The following is a 14,875-nucleotide window of genomic DNA, read 5'->3' as shown; positions in this document are numbered from 1 at the left end:
GCAGGGCAATTGACTTGCCCCCCACGGGGATGGGCGGCGAGGGTGACGCCATGACGAGCAGCTACCCGCAGTGCGTGCCGGTCCTCGACGACGGGCGCGTCCGGCTGCGCGCGATGACGCCGGCCGACCTGCCGGCCGTCGTCGAGCAGAGCACCGACCCCGAGACCCTGCGGTGGACCACCGTGCCGAGCCCGTACGGCCCGGACGACGCCGCCGAATTCCTCGAGCACATCGGCTCGCAGTGGGAGGACGAAGGGGGTGTGCGCATCTTCGTCGTCGAGCTCACCGGGGGCGACGGCGAGGAGGAAGCCCCCTTCGCCGGGCTGCTCGACCTGCGCCCCGGCCCCTCGCTGCAGCACCCGTGGGAGGTCGGCTTCGCCACCCACCCGGCGGTGCGCGGCCGCGGCGTGATGACGGCCGCGATGCGTCTCGGGGCGGCATGGGCCTTCGAGCAGGGCGCGCCGAGCCTGTACTGGTACGCCAACGTCGGCAACTGGGGCTCGCGGCGCGTCGCGTGGCGGGTCGGCATGACCGACCACGGCACGCTCCCCCAGCGCGTCCCCGGCCGCGACGGGGCGGTGATGGACGCGTGGTGCGCCTCGCTGCTCCCCGGGCAGGAGATGAGCCCGCGCACCCCGTGGGTCGTCCCGCCGGTGCTCACCGACGGCTCAGTCCGGCTGCGCCCGTGGCGGGACGACGACCGGGCGAGCGTCCAGGAGCCGGACCACCCGAGCCACCACGTGCCGGCCCGCGCCCTGCCGACGGCGCAGACGTGGGACGCGTGGCTCGACCGCCGCCGGCACGCCATGGCGAGCGGGTCGGGGGTCAACTGGTGCGTCGCCGACGCGCAGAGCGACGTCGCCCTCGGCGAGGTGCTCGTCTTCGTGCACGGCGGCACCCTCGCCGACGGTGACACCGCCGAGCTCGGCTACTTCCTCTACCCCCGGGCCCGGGGCCGCGGCATCGCCAAGGTCGCCGCCGCCCTCGCGGCCGAGCACGCGCTGGCGCCGCAGGAGTCGGGAGGGCTCGGTCTGCGCCGGCTCGTCGCGCAGACCGCCGCCGACAACGCTGCGAGCAACGCCGTCCTCGCCTCGGCCGGGTTCTCCCGCTGGGGCCACGAGGCGGCCGCCACCGCCCCCGACGGGTCGGTGGGACCGGCCGACCACTGGGAGCGGGTCCGCCCCTAGGCCCCGCCGGCGACCGCGCCGAGCTCGAGCCAGCGCGCCATGAGGTCGAGCTCGGCGTCGAGCTCCGCACGGTCCTGCACTCCCCCGCGCCCGCTCTCCCAGCCGACCCGGTGCACCCGCAGGACGCCCGCGGCGCGGTCGGCCTTGAGGTCGACCCGCCCGACGAGGGCGTCGCCGAGCAGGAAGGGCAGCACGTAGTAGCCGTGCACCCGCTTCGGAGCCGGGGTGTAGATCTCGAGGCGGTAGTGGAAGTCGAAGAGCGCCTCGAGCCGGGGGCGGTGCCAGACGGCGGAGTCGAAGGGGGACAGCAGCGCCCGCCCGGAGACCGACCGGGGGCGACGCGCGGCGGCGTGGAGGTAGGCCGGGGCCGACCAGCCCTCGACCCGTACCTCCTCGACCTCTCCGGCAGCGACGAGCCGCTCCAGAGCCGGCACCGCGTGCTCGCGCCGGATGCGGAAGTAGTCGGCGATGCTCGCGACGTCGGCGACACCGAGGGCACGCGTCGAGATCCGTACGAGCTCGTCGTACGCGTCCTGCGGGCCGAGCCGCCGCGCGGGGTCGAGCCACCGGGCGGCGTCCGCCGGCGGCACGACGCGGGACAGCCCGGCGTACCGCCGCTCGAACTGGCGGGTGCGGCCGGCGCTGGAGATCCGTCCGGTCCAGAAGAGGTGCTCGAGCGCGTTCTTCACGAGCGACCAGTTCCACCCCCAGCCACCCTCGGCGCGGGGCGCGTCGTGCTCGAGCGCGGCCTCGATCTCACGGGCGGTGCGGGGACGGCCGGCCTCGACCTCGGCGAGGACCGCGCCCACGAGATCGGGGTGCTCCTGGGCGACCCTGCGCATGCCGCCCCACGAGTCCTCCTCGCCGCGACGCATCCGCGGGTGCTCCATGAGCGGCCACGTGCTCGGCGGCAGCAGGCTCGCCTCGTGCGCCCAGTACTCGACCATTCGGCGGGGCGCCCGGTCGCGCATGCGGTCGAGCAGCCCCGTGTCGTAGGGGCCGAGCCGGGAGAAGAAGGGCAGGTAGTGGCTGCGGGTGAGGACGTTGACGCTGTCGATCTGGACCAGGCCCACGGTGTCGAGCACCCGACCGAGGTCGCGCACGGTCACCGGCCGCTGCGGTCGCGGTGCCGCCAGCCCCTGCGCGGCGAGGGCGACGCGGCGGGCGGCGGGCAGGCCGAGGCGGCGGGGCCCGGGGACGGCGCTCACGCGCGCCGGGCGTCGCCGGGGCGCTCGGCCGTCACGCCGTGACGAAGGGCGTACGTCGCCGCCTCGACCCGCGAGGTGAGGACGAGCTTGTCGAGGATGTTGCGCACGTGGTTCTTCACGGTGTTCTCCGCGATGAAGAGCTCCTGGGCGATGTCGCGGTTGCGCCTGCCCAGGGCCAGCAGGGCGAGGACCTCGCGCTCCCGGGCGGTCAGCTCGCGCTGCTGCACCGGCTCGCGGACCGGCTCGCCGTGGCTGACCATCGTCAGCTTCATCGAGTCGTACGCAGCGAGCAGCAGCGGACCGAGGTCCTCGGCCGCCACCGGCTCGCCCGCGTGCACGGCGCACACCGCGGCGAGGAGCTCCTCACCGGTGCACTCGCGCAGCAGGTAGCCCGCCGCGGGCGGGACCCCTTCGCCGAAGACGTGCTCGTCGGTCACCGAGACGAGGACGAGCACCCGGGCCGAGGGGCAGGCCTGCCGCAGCCGCGAGAGCAGGTCCGCCAGGAGCATGCCGACGACGTTGCTGTCGACGACGACGACGTGCGGCTCGAGCTCGGGGGCGACGGCCAGGGCCTCGGCCCCTGTGGCGGCGTCGACGACCTGCTCGAAGGCGTCCGCCCCGCCGAGCGCGGCGCGCAGGCCCAGGCGGTACAGGGGGTACCTGCACACGAGGAGCACCCGGATCGGCTCGGCCATGCAGGACATCATGCAGGAGCGGGGACGCGCCGACCGGCGTCGTCCCCGCCCCTTGTGCGTACGGGCTCTCGCTCGCGCTAGCCGCGGGCCCCCTGGCCGGCGGTGGCCGGCTCGGGCTCGGGCGCGCCGTCGGCGGCGGCCTCGAGGTGCAGGACGCCGTAGGACCAGCCGCGACGGCGGTAGACCACGCTCGGCCGGTCGGTCTCGCTGTCGTGGAAGAGGTAGAAGTCGTGGCCGACGAGCTCCATCTCGCGCAGCGCGGCCTCGAGGGTCATCGGGGCGCTGACGTGGACCTTCTCGCGGACCTCGATGGGGCTGTTGCCGACCGCGCCGAAGAGGTCGGGCCCGTCGTCGGTCGTGCTGTCCCCGTCGAGCACGGGCTCGGGGGCCTGCAGCCCGGCCGTCGCCTCCGCCACGGAGACCGGGGCCTTGCGCCCGCGGTGCACCTTGCGGCGGTCGTGCGCGCGACGCAGCCGCTCCATGAGCTTGTCGGTCGCGAGGTCGACGGCTGCCTGCCGGTCGTCATGACACGCCTCGGCTCTGATCACCGGACCCTTCGAGCGACAGGTGATCTCGACGCGCTCCGAGGTCTTGGACTGCCGGGGGTTGGTCTCGTGGCTCACGAGCACCTCCACCCTCTGCATCCGTGGCTCGAGCTGGGTCACCTTGTCGAGCTTCTCGGCGACGTACTCGCGCAGTCGGTCGGAAACGTTGACGTGCCGTCCGGTGACGACGATCTCCATCGGTCCTCCTTGGGACGAGGGGGTACGTGGTGGTGGCGTGCTAGGCCTGACGCGCTGGGTCCCACCCCCTTCGCCGCCGCCGCCGACCGCTGGTCGGGGCAGACGCAGAGAACCCCCATGGTCCGCGGTCGCCGCGTGCCTGGGGGTCCATGACGACACGTTAGACCCCAACGGGTGCACTCGCCAGGGCGGGTCCCTCCCTGTCTGAGCGCAACGGGGTCGCGAGGGCGCAGGCGGCGACGACACGGGCCGCCCCGGCTCGCCGCAGGACCCGCGTCGCCTCGGCCAGGGTGCTGCCGGAGGTGACGACGTCGTCGACGAGCACGCACGTCGCGCCGACGAGCAGGCCTGTGCCGCAGGGGCTCACGTGCATCGCCCCGTCGAGGTTGGCTCGGCGCCCGGCTCCGCCGAGGGTCGCCTGGTCACGGACCCCGCGGCGCAGCCGGAGCAGGTCGACGACGCGCGCCTCCTCGGGTCGCAGGCCGGCGACCGCACGTCGTGCGAGCGCCTGGACCGGTCGGTCGCCGCGGGCGCGAGCGGTGCCCGGCGCGCTCGGGGCCGGCACGACGAGGAGACCCCCGCCGGCCGCGGCTCGGGCGGTCGTCGGGTCGGCTCGCAGCACCGCGTCGAGCGCACGGGCCAGCGGCAGGGCGAGGACCGGCGCGAGGTCACGCCGGTCACCGTCCTTGTAGGCGCGCACGAGGGCCGCGGCCACCCCTTCGTAGGCCCCGCCGGCCCAGCACGGCGGCCACCCCGGTGGCATCGGCCGGGGCACGACGACGCGCGGAGGCGGCGAGAGCGCGGCGGCGCACGACGCGCACAGCGGGGCACCGATGTCCCCGCAGCCCGGGCACGCGGCGGGCAGGACGAGGTCGAGGGCCGCGGCGAGGAGGTCTCTCACCCCGCCATCCTCGTGCGGCGCTCCTCCGCCGCGGGAGCGGACGACGGCGGTGTGGACGACGGCTCGGCGCAGCGAGGTCCTGTGGACGGACCCGTGGTGGGGGTACCGCGGTCAGGGGATGCTGCGAGTCAGGACGACGGGACGACGACGGTGCCGGTGACGCCGAGCGCGCTCCAGCTCGCCCCGACCCGGCTGTACGTGCGACCCGACGAGGTCGTCACGTAGAGCTCGCGCTCGCCACCGGTCGTCGCGATCGAGCGGGCCGATGTCACCGCGGCAAGGGCCTCGATCTGGCCGCCGACCTCGACGATGAGCGGGCGCACGGCCTTGTCCGTCGACCGGCGTCCCAGGACGCCCAGCGTCGTCGGGGTGATCCACGTGAGGTCTCTCGCCTGCTCGACCGACGCCGCGACCTGCAGCGACTGGGTCGCCGTCGACGTCGGCAGGCCGTTGGGCTGGCGGGCGATGCCGCTCACCTGGATCTGCACGTCGCCACCCCCGTCGTCGGTCGAGATCGCGGCGAGGCAGGTGCTGTCCGGGCTCACCGAGATCGCGATCGGCCGGCGGCCGGTGAGCCACGGCGCCGGCACTTCCGCCGGCTCGGCGTCGGGCTCGGAGGGGTCGACGGCGGTGTTGATGACCCACAGCCGCGAGGAGTCGAGCTCACCGCGCCCGGCGACCCACAGCACCCCCGACGCGTCGTAGACCGGGCGGGTCATGTGGGTGGCGAACTGCTCGACGGGCACCGAGGTCTTGTCGTCGAACCAGCGCACAAGCTCCAGGCCGGAGCCACGGACCCCGGCGATCTCCTTGCCGTCGAGGCTCACCGCGAGCCGGGCCCAGCGGCTCGGCACGTCTAAGAAGGGGCTCTCCCGGGCGGCGACGTCGGTGTCCGTGGCTGCGCCCACCTGCCGCAGCGGCACGGGCACGGCCCGCTCGTCCTCGCGCACGATCGCGTACTGGCCGTCCGGCGAGCCGACCTCGACGAAGCCGAACTGCGCCGGGCTCGTGAGCGGCGGCTCGATGCCGGGCAGGTCGAGGGTGGAGCCGGCGACGCTCAGGGCGACCTGGGTGACGGCCGGCAGCTGCATGAGCGAGGCGACGAGCTGGGCGGCGAAGTTCTTGCGCACCGTCGGGTCGCTCGACAGGTCGGTCTTGAGGTCGACCTGGGCGACGCCGTCGATGACCGGCACCGCGTCGACGGTGAGGCGCGCGTCGGCGTCGGTCTGGACCGCCCCGGCCAGGTAGCCCGGCACGTCGCCGAGCTGGGCCCGCACGAGACGGGTGGCCTCCTGGTCGCTGGGGATCCAGCGCAGGTCGGGCACGAGCCTGTTCCACCCGATCGCCGCGTAGTGCACGCGGTAGCGCCGGTACATCTGGTCGACGCGCGAGGAGGGCAGCAGCCGCCCGAAGTCCTGCTGGACCTTCGAGATCCGCCACTCCCCCTCGACCCGGCTCACCCCGAAGCGCACGATGGCCCCGTCGCTGGCCTTGGCGAGCGAGTAGCGCCCGTCGGCGTCGATGCGCGCGGCGACACGGGTCTGCACGTGCATCGTGCCGTCGCCCTCCGAGCGGATCTGCGGCAGGTCCTGGGCCTGCACGATGGTCTGCGCGTCGTCGGGGTTCCACGCGCTCGATGCCTCGGGCGTGAGATAGCTGCGGGCCACCGAGAGCCCGCTGCCGGTCGAGGCTCCCGCGAGCAGGAAGCCCTGGACGAGCTCGGCCGGGGTCATGCCCGCGCGCGGCGGCTCGGGCTGGTACTGGATCTCCTCGCGGTCCTGGGCCGCGTCGACCTCGAGCCCCGGGCGCACGGTGTCGTCGACCGACAGCCCGCACGCGCTGAGCGCCCCGACGCCGCCGGCGCCGAGCGCGAGGCGCAGGACGGCCCGCCGCGGCAGGCCCGGCCGCTCGACGGGGGTCACGAGGTCCCCCCTTCGCTCCTCGTCAGACGCGGCGAGGGGTCCGCCGCCATCTCTGTGGGCGTGAGCGGGAGGGCGGCCGTCTGGATGCGCGACTCCGGGGTCTTGGGCAGGGTGAGACGGAAACGCGAGCCCTGGCCCGGCTCGCCCCACGCCTGGAGCCAGCCGTGGTGGAGGCGGGCGTCCTCGAGCGAGATCGCCAGCCCGAGCCCGGTGCCGCCCGTCGTGCGGGCGCGAGCCGGGTCGGCTCGCCAGAAGCGGTTGAAGACGAGCGACGCCTCGCCGGCGCGCAGGCCGACCCCGTGGTCCTCGACGACGACGCTCACCGAGTCGTCGTTCTCGCCGACGTGCACCGTCACCGGGCGGCCCTCGCCGTGCTCGACGGCGTTGACGACGAGGTTGCGCAGGATCCGCTCGATGCGACGGCTGTCGACCTCGGCGATGGCCGTCGTGCCGGTCCGCACGACGCCCACCTCGGACCCGCGCACGCGGGCGATCGGCTCGGCAGAGGCGATGGCGCGGTCGACGACGGCGTAGATGTCGGTGGGCTCGAGCTCGAGCACGGCGGCGCCGGCGTCGTGACGGCTGATCTCGAGCAGGTCGGCGAGCAGCGCCTCGAAGCGCTCGAGCTCGGTGACGAGCAGCTCGGCCGAGCGGGCCGCGACGGGGTCGAGCTCGTCCTTGCTCGACATGAGGACGTCGGCCGCCATGGTGATCGTCGTCAGCGGGGTGCGCAGCTCGTGCGAGACGTCGGAGACGAAGCGCTGCTGGACGCGCGAGAGCCCCTCGAGCTGACGGATCTGGGCCTGGAGGCTGTCGGCCATGTCGTTGAAGGAGCGGCCGAGCTGGGCCAGGTCGTCGTGGCCGCGTGCGCTCATCCGCTCGTTGAGGTGGCCCGAGGACAGGCGCTCGGAGACCGCGGCCGCGCGACGCACCGGCGAGACGACCTGCCGGGTGACGACGAAGGCGACGGCCGAGACGAGCAGGACGAGCGAGAGCGCGCCGAGGACGAAGGAGCGGGTGATCGTCGCGAGCGTGCGCTCCTCCTGCTCCATCGGGTAGACGAGGTAGACGTCGTAGGCACCGGCGGTCGGCACGGTGATCTGCGAGCCGACGACGACGGCGGGGATGGTCTCCTCGCTCGACAGCCCCGTGAGCGCGCCCGCGCTCTGCCCCTCTCGGCGCAGGTCGATCGTCGTCGTCTGCTGACGCTCCGGGTCGGCGGCCACGGCCTGGCGCAGCTCGGGCGGGATGTCGTTGAGGTCGACGCCGCTGCCTTTGATGAATCGCGTCTCGAGCGCCGGGCCGGGCTCGTCGTTGTTCTGCGAGCGGGCGAAGACGAAGTACCGCGAGCGGTCGTCGGCCGGCGGGGCGAGGGTCGAGTTGACGATGTCGTTGACCGCCTGCGACAGCTTCGCCGGGGTCTCCGTCTGGTCGGTCTGGTCGAGCGTCTCCTGCGCGTCCCCGGCGAGCTGACGGGCCTGGGCCTGCGAGGCGCTCACCCGGTCGGCGATGAGCCCCTCGGCGATGGAGCGGTACATCGCCGCGCTGATGAGCGAGACGGTGATGATGCCGAGGACGACGGTCGTCGTCACGACGCGCAGCTGGAGGCTGCGCCGCCATAGGGCGACGATCCGGCGGACCGCTCGGACCGGCAGCGCCGGACGGCTCGGCGGCTCGGGGAGGAGACCCCCGGCCATGGTCAGGCCGGGCCCGCCTTGTAGCCGACGCCCCGGACGGTGACGACGATCTGCGGGTTCTCGGGGTCCTGCTCGATCTTGCTGCGCAGGCGCTGCACGTGGACGTTGACCAGACGGGTGTCACCGGCGTGCCGGTAGCCCCACACCTGCTCGAGGAGGACCTCGCGGGAGAAGACCTGCCACGGCTTGCGTGCGAGGGCGACGAGGAGGTCGAACTCGAGCGGGGTGAGCGAGAGCGGGGTCTCGCCGCGGCGCACGGAGTGGCCGGCGACGTCGATGACGAGGTCGGCGATCTGCAGGCGCTCCGGCTCGGGCTCGTCGCCGCGACGCAGGCGGGCGCGCAGACGGGCGATGAGCTCCTGGGGCTTGAAGGGCTTGACGACGTAGTCGTCGGCACCGGACTCGAGACCGACGACGACGTCGACGGTGTCGGTACGCGCGGTGAGCATGACGATCGGGACGCCGGACTCCTGGCGGATGCGGCGGCAGATCTCGATGCCGTCCATCCCGGGGAGCATGACGTCGAGCAGCACGAGATCGGGACGCACGTCGCGGAAGACCTCGACAGCCTTCGCCCCGTCGGCGACGTGGCTGACCTCGAGACCTTCCTTCTGGAGCACGATGCCGAGCATCTCGGCGAGCGCCTGGTCGTCGTCGACGACGAGGACACGTCCCTTCACGTCTGTCCCTCCTACGGGTCCCTGCTACCTGTACGGGTCGGCCCCATGGTCGCACAACGGCGGGCCCGGGACTCCCAGGCCCGCCGTCGGCGGAGGCGTCGAAGGGGGACCCGGCGGGGTCCCCCTTCGCGCTCAGTAGCGGTAGTGCTCGGGCTTGTAGGGGCCCGCGACGTCCACGCCGATGTACTCGGCCTGGGCCTTGGTCAGCTCGGTGAGCTCGGCGCCGATGGCGTCGAGGTGCAGCCGCGCGACCTTCTCGTCGAGGTGCTTGGGCAGCACGTAGACCTGCTTGTCGTACTCCCCCGGCTTCGTGAAGAGCTCGATCTGCGCGATCGTCTGGTTCGCGAAGGAGTTGCTCATGACGAAGCTCGGGTGGCCCGTCGCGTTGCCGAGGTTGAAGAGGCGCCCCTCGGACAGGACGATGATCGAGCTGCCGCTCTCGAAGGTCCACTCGTGGACCTGCGCCTTGATCTCGGTCTTGACGACGCCGGGGACCTTCGCCAGCCCGGCGATGTCGATCTCGTTGTCGAAGTGGCCGATGTTGGCGACGATCGCCTTGTTCTTCATCTTCTGCATGTGCTCGGCAGTGATGATGTCGAAGTTGCCGGTCGTCGTGATGTAGATGTCGGCGGTCTCGAGGAGGTCCTCGAGACGGGCGACCTGGTAGCCCTCCATCGCGGCCTGCAGCGCGCAGATGGGGTCGACCTCGGTGACGATGACGCGGGCGCCCTGGCCGCGCAGCGCCTCGGCGCAGCCCTTGCCGACGTCGCCGTAGCCGCAGACCACCGCGACCTTGCCGGCGATGAGCACGTCGGTGGCGCGGTTGAGGCCGTCGATGACGGAGTGGCGGCAGCCGTACTTGTTGTCGAACTTCGACTTCGTCACGGAGTCGTTGACGTTGATCGCCGGGAAGAGCAGCTCGCCGGCGCGGGCCAGCTCGTAGAGGCGGTGCACGCCGGTCGTCGTCTCCTCGGTGACGCCCTGGATCTCACCGGCGACGGTGGTCCACTTCTGGGCGTCCTGCTCGAGGGTGCGGCGCACGAGCGCCTTGAAGACGGAGAACTCCTCGGAGTCGTCCTCGGTCGTCGGGGGCACCTGACCGGCGGCCTCCCACTCGCGACCCTTGTGGACGAGCATCGTGGCGTCGCCGCCGTCGTCGAGGATCATGTTCGCGCCCTCGCCGGGCCAGGTGAGGATCTGCTCGGTGCAGTCCCAGTACTCCTCGAGGGTCTCGCCCTTCCAGGCGAAGACCGGCACACCCTGGGGGTCGTCGGCCGTGCCGTGCGGGCCGACGACGACGGCCGCGGCGGCCTCGTCCTGGGTGGAGTAGATGTTGCAGGAGGCCCAGCGGACCTCGGCGCCGAGCGCGGTGAGCGTCTCGATGAGCACGGCGGTCTGCACGGTCATGTGCAGCGAGCCGGCGATGCGCGCGCCCGTGAGGGGCTGGCTGTCGCCGTACTCCTCGCGCAGGCTCATCAGGCCGGGCATCTCGTGCTCGGCGAGACGGATCTGGTGGCGGCCGGCCTCGGCGAGGCCCAGGTCGGCGACCTTGTAGTCGAAGGACACGGATGTGCTCCTTGGGTGTCGGGTACACGGACCCGGCGCGCCCCTCTGGGCTCCACGGGTCATCACCCACGCCGGCCCCTCCAGTGTAGGACCGGCGACGGGGTGCCCCGTCCGTCCGCCTCGTCGGGGGGCGAAGGGGGGCTCCCCTTCGCCCGACCCCTCCGACAAAACCCTGCTGGCTGCCTTTCGACGAGCCAGGACCCCTTCGAGACCCTGCTGGGTCGTCAAGACCCAGCCAGCAGGGTTTCGTAGCACCACGGATCCCCGGCGAAGGGGGTGTCGCGCACCATCCGCAGCTCGTCGGCCCCGAGCGCGGTGGCGGCCCCGCGACGCTGATGCGCCGGGTCGACGGAGAGCGACCACATCTCGAGCAGGGCAGGTGCGTCCTCGTCGCGGGGCGATCCGGTCGTGCACCACCCCACGGGCCGACCGTCGAGGCGGGCGACGAGGGTCCGGGCGCCTGCGGGCGACAGGGAGCGGGCGATGGGGGGTCCCCCTTCGCCGCGGTTCGAAGAAGGACCGTCACCTCGAGGTGACGATCCTTCTTCGAACGACCGCTGCCGGTGGGGGCCGGCCCCCGTCAGTGGGTGCGGGGCGTCGTCGACTCGGCGGGGGCGTCGTGGCCGGCGTCCTCGCCCTTGCCCTTGCCGAAGGGCAGGACGTGCATGACGGCGACGATGACCGCGCCCCACGCGACGCCGAGGAGGAAGGAGAAGAAGGTGTTGGTCAGCCAGCCGAGCACACCGCCGAGCGCACCCGTCGCCTCGTGGACGGCCTCCTCGAGGTGGTGGACCCCCTCGTAGGGCGCCGCCCACCAGCCCGACTCCTCGAGCCCGACGAGGATGATGTGCCCGCCGACCCAAAGCATCGCCACGGTGCCGATGACCGAGATCGCGGCGAGGACCTTCGGCATCGCGGCGACGAGACCGCGCCCGAGACGCTCGGAGCTCGGGTTCTTCGCCAGGCGCAGGCCGATGTCGTCCATCTTGACGATGAGCGCGACGACGCCGTAGACGACGAGGGTGATGACGACCGCGACGACGGTGAGGATCACCGCGCGCGAGACGAAGCCCTCGGAGGCGACCTCCTTGAGCGCGATGATCATGATCTCGGCCGAGAGGATGAAGTCGGTGCGGATCGCGTTCGAGGTGACCGCGGCCTCCTGGGCCGCCGCGTCCTCCCCCTTCGCCGCGACCGGGTCGCCGTGACCGCCGGAGTGCCCGGAGACCTTCTCCCAGATCTTCTCGGCGCCCTCGTAGCAGAGGTAGGAGCCGCCGAGCATGAGGATCGGGCTGATGATCCACGGCACGAACTGGCTGAGCAGCAGCGCCGCCGGGAGGATGAAGAGGATCTTGTTGCGCAGCGAGCCGATGGCGATCTTCTTGATCATCGGCAGCTCGCGGCTGGGGTCGACGCCCTGGAGGTACTGCGGGGTGACCGCCGTGTCGTCGACGACGACGCCGGCCGACTTCGCCGAGGCACGACCGGCCGCCGCGGCGACGTCGTCGACGCTCGCCGCGGCGAGCCGGGCGAGGGCCGCGATGTCGTCGAGCAGGGCGAAGAGGCCGCCGCTCATCGCCGCGCCCCCGGGGTCAGCCGGCGGGCCGGCGAGAGGGGCGCGATGGCGAGCGGGTCCGTGAGCACGCTCGCAGGGTACTGCCGAAGGGGGATCAGCCCGGGGTCTGCGCGGAGGCGATGCTCTCCGGGTCCTCGGTCTGCATCGTCTCGAGCAGCCCGAGCGCGGCGTTCTCGACGACCTCGGTGAGCGCCGGGTGGATCCAGTACTGCCCACGGGCGAGGTCGAGCAGCGAGCTGCCGAGCGCGAGGGTCTGCACGACCGGCTGGATGAGGCTCGACGCCTGCGGCCCCACGACGTGCCCGCCGAGCAGCGCCCCCGTGCGGCGGTCGCCGACGAGCACGCAGCGGCTGGTCCGGTCCTCGAGGGCCCACCCGTAGGCGGTCGAGCCGTACTCCTGGACCTTGACGACGACGTCGTGACCCGCGTCGCGCGCCTCCTGCGTCGTCATCCCGACCGAGGCGACCTGCGGGTGGGTGAAGACGGCGTACGGCACGGCGTCGTGGATGAAGCAGTGGAGGTCCTCGGGGTGGGCGAGGTTGTGCGCGACGACCCGGGCCTCGTGGTTGGCGACGTGCTTGAGCATGTACGGCGACGAGACGTCGCCGAGCGCCCACACGCCCTCGGCCGTCGTGCGGCCGTGCTCGTCGACGACGACCCGGCCGTCCTGGCGCAGGTCGACACCGGCGAGCTCGACGCCGAGGTCGTCGGTGCTCGGGCGGCGGCCGGTCGCGACGAGGACCTCGTCGACGACGACCTCGGCGCCGTCGGTGAGGGTGGCGTGGATGCCGTCGTCCTCGCGCCGCAGCGCGGTGACGCTCACCCCCGTGCGCACGTCGTAGCGCTCACGCGCAGCGGCGGTGACGACGGCGCGCACGACGTCGTCGGCCTCACGCAGCAGGTCCTCGCCACGCACCGCGAGGGTGACGGCCGACCCGAAGGCCTCGAAGACGTGGGCCATCTCGAGCGCGATGTACCCGCCGCCGACGACGAGCAGGCGCTCGGGGAGCTCCTCGAGACGCATGATCGTGTCCGAGGTGTGGGTCTCGACGTCGCTCTGCGCGATCTCCGGCGGCACGAAGGCGTGCGACCCGGCGGCGATGACGACCTGGTCGGCGGTGACCTCGACGGCCCCCTCGGGCAGGTCGACGACGAGGCGCCGCGGCCCGACGAAGCGCGCGTGCCCGCGGTAGAGGGTCGTGCGCTCCCCGTCGCGGCGGTAGGCCTCGCCCGCGGCGGCGATGGGGTCGATCCGCCCGAAGACCCGGTCACGGATCGCCGGCCAGTCGGCGCCGTCGAAGCGCGTGCGCACCCCGAGACGCTCCCCCGTCTGCGCGTCGATCGCACGGTCGGCGGGCAGGACGAACATCTTCGTCGGGATGCAGCCGACGTTGAGGCAGGTCCCGCCGAACCACGGTGCGCCCTCGATGATCGCGATGTCGGCGTCGGCGAGCTCGGGCGTGACGAGCGAGTTGCCCGACCCTGACCCGATGATGACGATGTCGTGGTGGGGCATTCAGGCCCTCTCTCCTGTGATGTCGTCCAGACCGGGCACCCGGCCTGGGTCGAGCCCGTGACCGAGCGCGATGTAGGCGGTGGCGAGGTCGAGCATCGCCGCCAGCGAGGCGACCCGCACGAGGTCGGCGCCAGGGCGGGCGTGCTGCTCGACGACCCGGACCCCGCTGCGCTCCGCCGCCCGGCGCACCGAGCGGGTGAGGCTGTGGTCGACGCCCTCGGCCTCGACGCCCTCGGGCTCGCGCAGGAGCGCCAGGGCCAGCGGGCGGGCCGGGGCAGCACCGTCGAGGTAGGGGTCGGCGAAGACCCCGCCGCCGGACCCGTCGGGCGAGCCCGCGGCCGGCCCGGACAGGCAGGCGACGATCTCACCCGCGTCGTCGGGCAGCCGGCCCCAGGAGGCCGGCACCCGTGAGGTGCGGTGGAGCATCGCGGCCGCCCGGGAGGCGGCGACGGAGGTCACCGGCCCGTCGGCGAGGACGAGCGGCGAGCGGTCCGCGAGGTCGAGCGCGAGGGTCTTGGCCGGGTTGACGAAGTACTCCGCGTCCGGGCGCGCGCGCTCGGCGACCTCGTCGAGGGTGTCGGCGAGCTCGTCGAAGGGGGTGGCCCCCGCCTCGAGCAGACCGGCCAGCTGGAGGGCGCGCAGCACGGGCACGGCGGCGGCCCAGGCGGCGGTGCGCGAGCGGGCGACCCGGTGAGTGTGGTCGCTGCGGCCGGTGACCTCGACGTGCACGCCGCGGGCTCGGGCGGCGGCGTCGGCGAGCGGGCCGCCCGGCGCACCGACGGTGAGCACGCTCGCGCCGCGGCGGGCGGCCTCGTAGGCCTGGGCGACGGGTCCGTCCGCCGCGCCGCTCAGCGAGATCGCGACGACGAGGTCGAGCGGGCCGATCCAGCCGGGCAGGGCGCTGCCCGCACCCGTCGTCACGAGGACACCGGAGTGCCGGGTCAGCGAGCAGGCGAGGTCGGCAGCCAGCCGGGTGCCCCCGACGGCGACGACGTGCACGGCGCGCGGACGGTCGGCCGCGAGACGCCGCAGCGGCTCGGCGAGGTCGCCGTCGACACGACCGGTGACCTCGCGCACGAGCGCACCTGCCCCGGCGAGCGAGCGCAGGTAGTCCGTGCGGTCCACCTCGTCACGACGACCGGGGTCGTCGAGGAGGGTCTCGTCGAAGGGGTGCACGGCCGGGG

Annotated in this window: 13 protein-coding genes; 1 reads left to right on the top strand and 12 read right to left on the bottom strand. The window is 73.6% G+C overall.

The genetic code is table 11. The annotated features are described in order from the left end of the window. The first annotated feature begins 50 nt into the window (after positions 1 to 50). The gene (locus tag LIV55_RS14580) at positions 51 to 1,187 is read left to right on the top strand and encodes a GNAT family N-acetyltransferase (RefSeq protein ID WP_229300736.1); all 1,137 of its coding nucleotides are present in this window, start codon (positions 51 to 53) and stop codon (positions 1,185 to 1,187) included. Here the strand turns inward: LIV55_RS14580 and LIV55_RS14575 are convergent. The 12 genes from LIV55_RS14575 to LIV55_RS17275 all read right to left on the bottom strand — a co-directional run bounded on the left by LIV55_RS14575 (position 1,184) and on the right by LIV55_RS17275 (position 14,867). Further along, positions 1,184 to 2,395, bottom strand: a complete 1,212-nt coding sequence (locus tag LIV55_RS14575; RefSeq protein ID WP_229300735.1) for a winged helix-turn-helix domain-containing protein — start codon at positions 2,393 to 2,395, stop codon at positions 1,184 to 1,186. The genes LIV55_RS14580 and LIV55_RS14575 overlap by 4 nt on opposite strands. After that, a complete protein-coding gene (locus LIV55_RS14570; RefSeq protein WP_229300734.1) occupies positions 2,392 to 3,090 on the bottom strand; it encodes a LuxR C-terminal-related transcriptional regulator in 699 nt (232 codons plus the stop codon). Before LIV55_RS14570 ends, LIV55_RS14575 begins: the two co-directional genes overlap by 4 nt. 77 nt (positions 3,091 to 3,167) lie before the next feature. After that, on the bottom strand, positions 3,168 to 3,833 hold the full coding sequence (gene hpf, locus LIV55_RS14565; protein ID WP_229300733.1) for a ribosome hibernation-promoting factor, HPF/YfiA family: 666 nt from the start codon (positions 3,831 to 3,833) through the stop codon (positions 3,168 to 3,170). A gap of 160 nt (positions 3,834 to 3,993) precedes the next feature. After that, on the bottom strand, positions 3,994 to 4,734 hold the full coding sequence (locus LIV55_RS17285; RefSeq protein ID WP_229300732.1) for a ComF family protein: 741 nt from the start codon (positions 4,732 to 4,734) through the stop codon (positions 3,994 to 3,996). A gap of 128 nt (positions 4,735 to 4,862) precedes the next feature. After that, positions 4,863 to 6,656, bottom strand: coding sequence for an LpqB family beta-propeller domain-containing protein (locus LIV55_RS14555; RefSeq protein WP_229300731.1), 1,794 nt, complete (start codon positions 6,654 to 6,656; stop codon positions 4,863 to 4,865). Beyond that, positions 6,653 to 8,353, bottom strand: coding sequence for an MtrAB system histidine kinase MtrB (mtrB, locus tag LIV55_RS14550; RefSeq protein ID WP_229300730.1), 1,701 nt, complete (start codon positions 8,351 to 8,353; stop codon positions 6,653 to 6,655). Before mtrB ends, LIV55_RS14555 begins: the two co-directional genes overlap by 4 nt. Positions 8,354 to 8,355: 2 nt before the next feature. Continuing rightward, positions 8,356 to 9,033: an MtrAB system response regulator MtrA gene (mtrA, locus tag LIV55_RS14545; protein WP_068273529.1), complete on the bottom strand. Its 678-nt coding sequence runs from the start codon at positions 9,031 to 9,033 to the stop codon at positions 8,356 to 8,358. Positions 9,034 to 9,165: 132 nt separating this feature from the next. After that, on the bottom strand, positions 9,166 to 10,599 hold the full coding sequence (ahcY, locus tag LIV55_RS14540; RefSeq protein ID WP_123091100.1) for an adenosylhomocysteinase: 1,434 nt from the start codon (positions 10,597 to 10,599) through the stop codon (positions 9,166 to 9,168). Positions 10,600 to 10,823: 224 nt separating this feature from the next. Then, entirely contained in the window at positions 10,824 to 11,291 is a 468-nt protein-coding gene (locus LIV55_RS17280; RefSeq protein WP_308012923.1) for a GNAT family N-acetyltransferase, read from the bottom strand. After that, the gene (locus LIV55_RS14530) at positions 11,180 to 12,175 is read right to left on the bottom strand and encodes a DUF808 domain-containing protein (protein ID WP_229300728.1); all 996 of its coding nucleotides are present in this window, start codon (positions 12,173 to 12,175) and stop codon (positions 11,180 to 11,182) included. The genes LIV55_RS17280 and LIV55_RS14530 overlap by 112 nt, the downstream gene beginning before the upstream one ends. 94 nt (positions 12,176 to 12,269) lie before the next feature. Beyond that, positions 12,270 to 13,691 carry a mycothione reductase gene (locus LIV55_RS14525; protein WP_229300727.1) on the bottom strand — a complete coding sequence of 474 codons (1,422 nt, stop codon included), beginning with the start codon at positions 13,689 to 13,691 and terminating at the stop codon, positions 12,270 to 12,272. Further along, complete coding sequence (locus LIV55_RS17275) at positions 13,692 to 14,867, bottom strand: SIS domain-containing protein (protein WP_229300726.1); 1,176 nt, start codon at positions 14,865 to 14,867, stop codon at positions 13,692 to 13,694. Between the last annotated feature and the right edge of the window lie 8 nt (positions 14,868 to 14,875).

It is taken from the genome of Janibacter melonis, from assembly GCF_020567375.1.
In the GTDB taxonomy this organism is placed as follows: Bacteria; Actinomycetota; Actinomycetes; order Actinomycetales; family Dermatophilaceae; genus Marihabitans; species Marihabitans melonis.
This window is presented reverse-complemented; position numbering and strand designations above follow the sequence as displayed.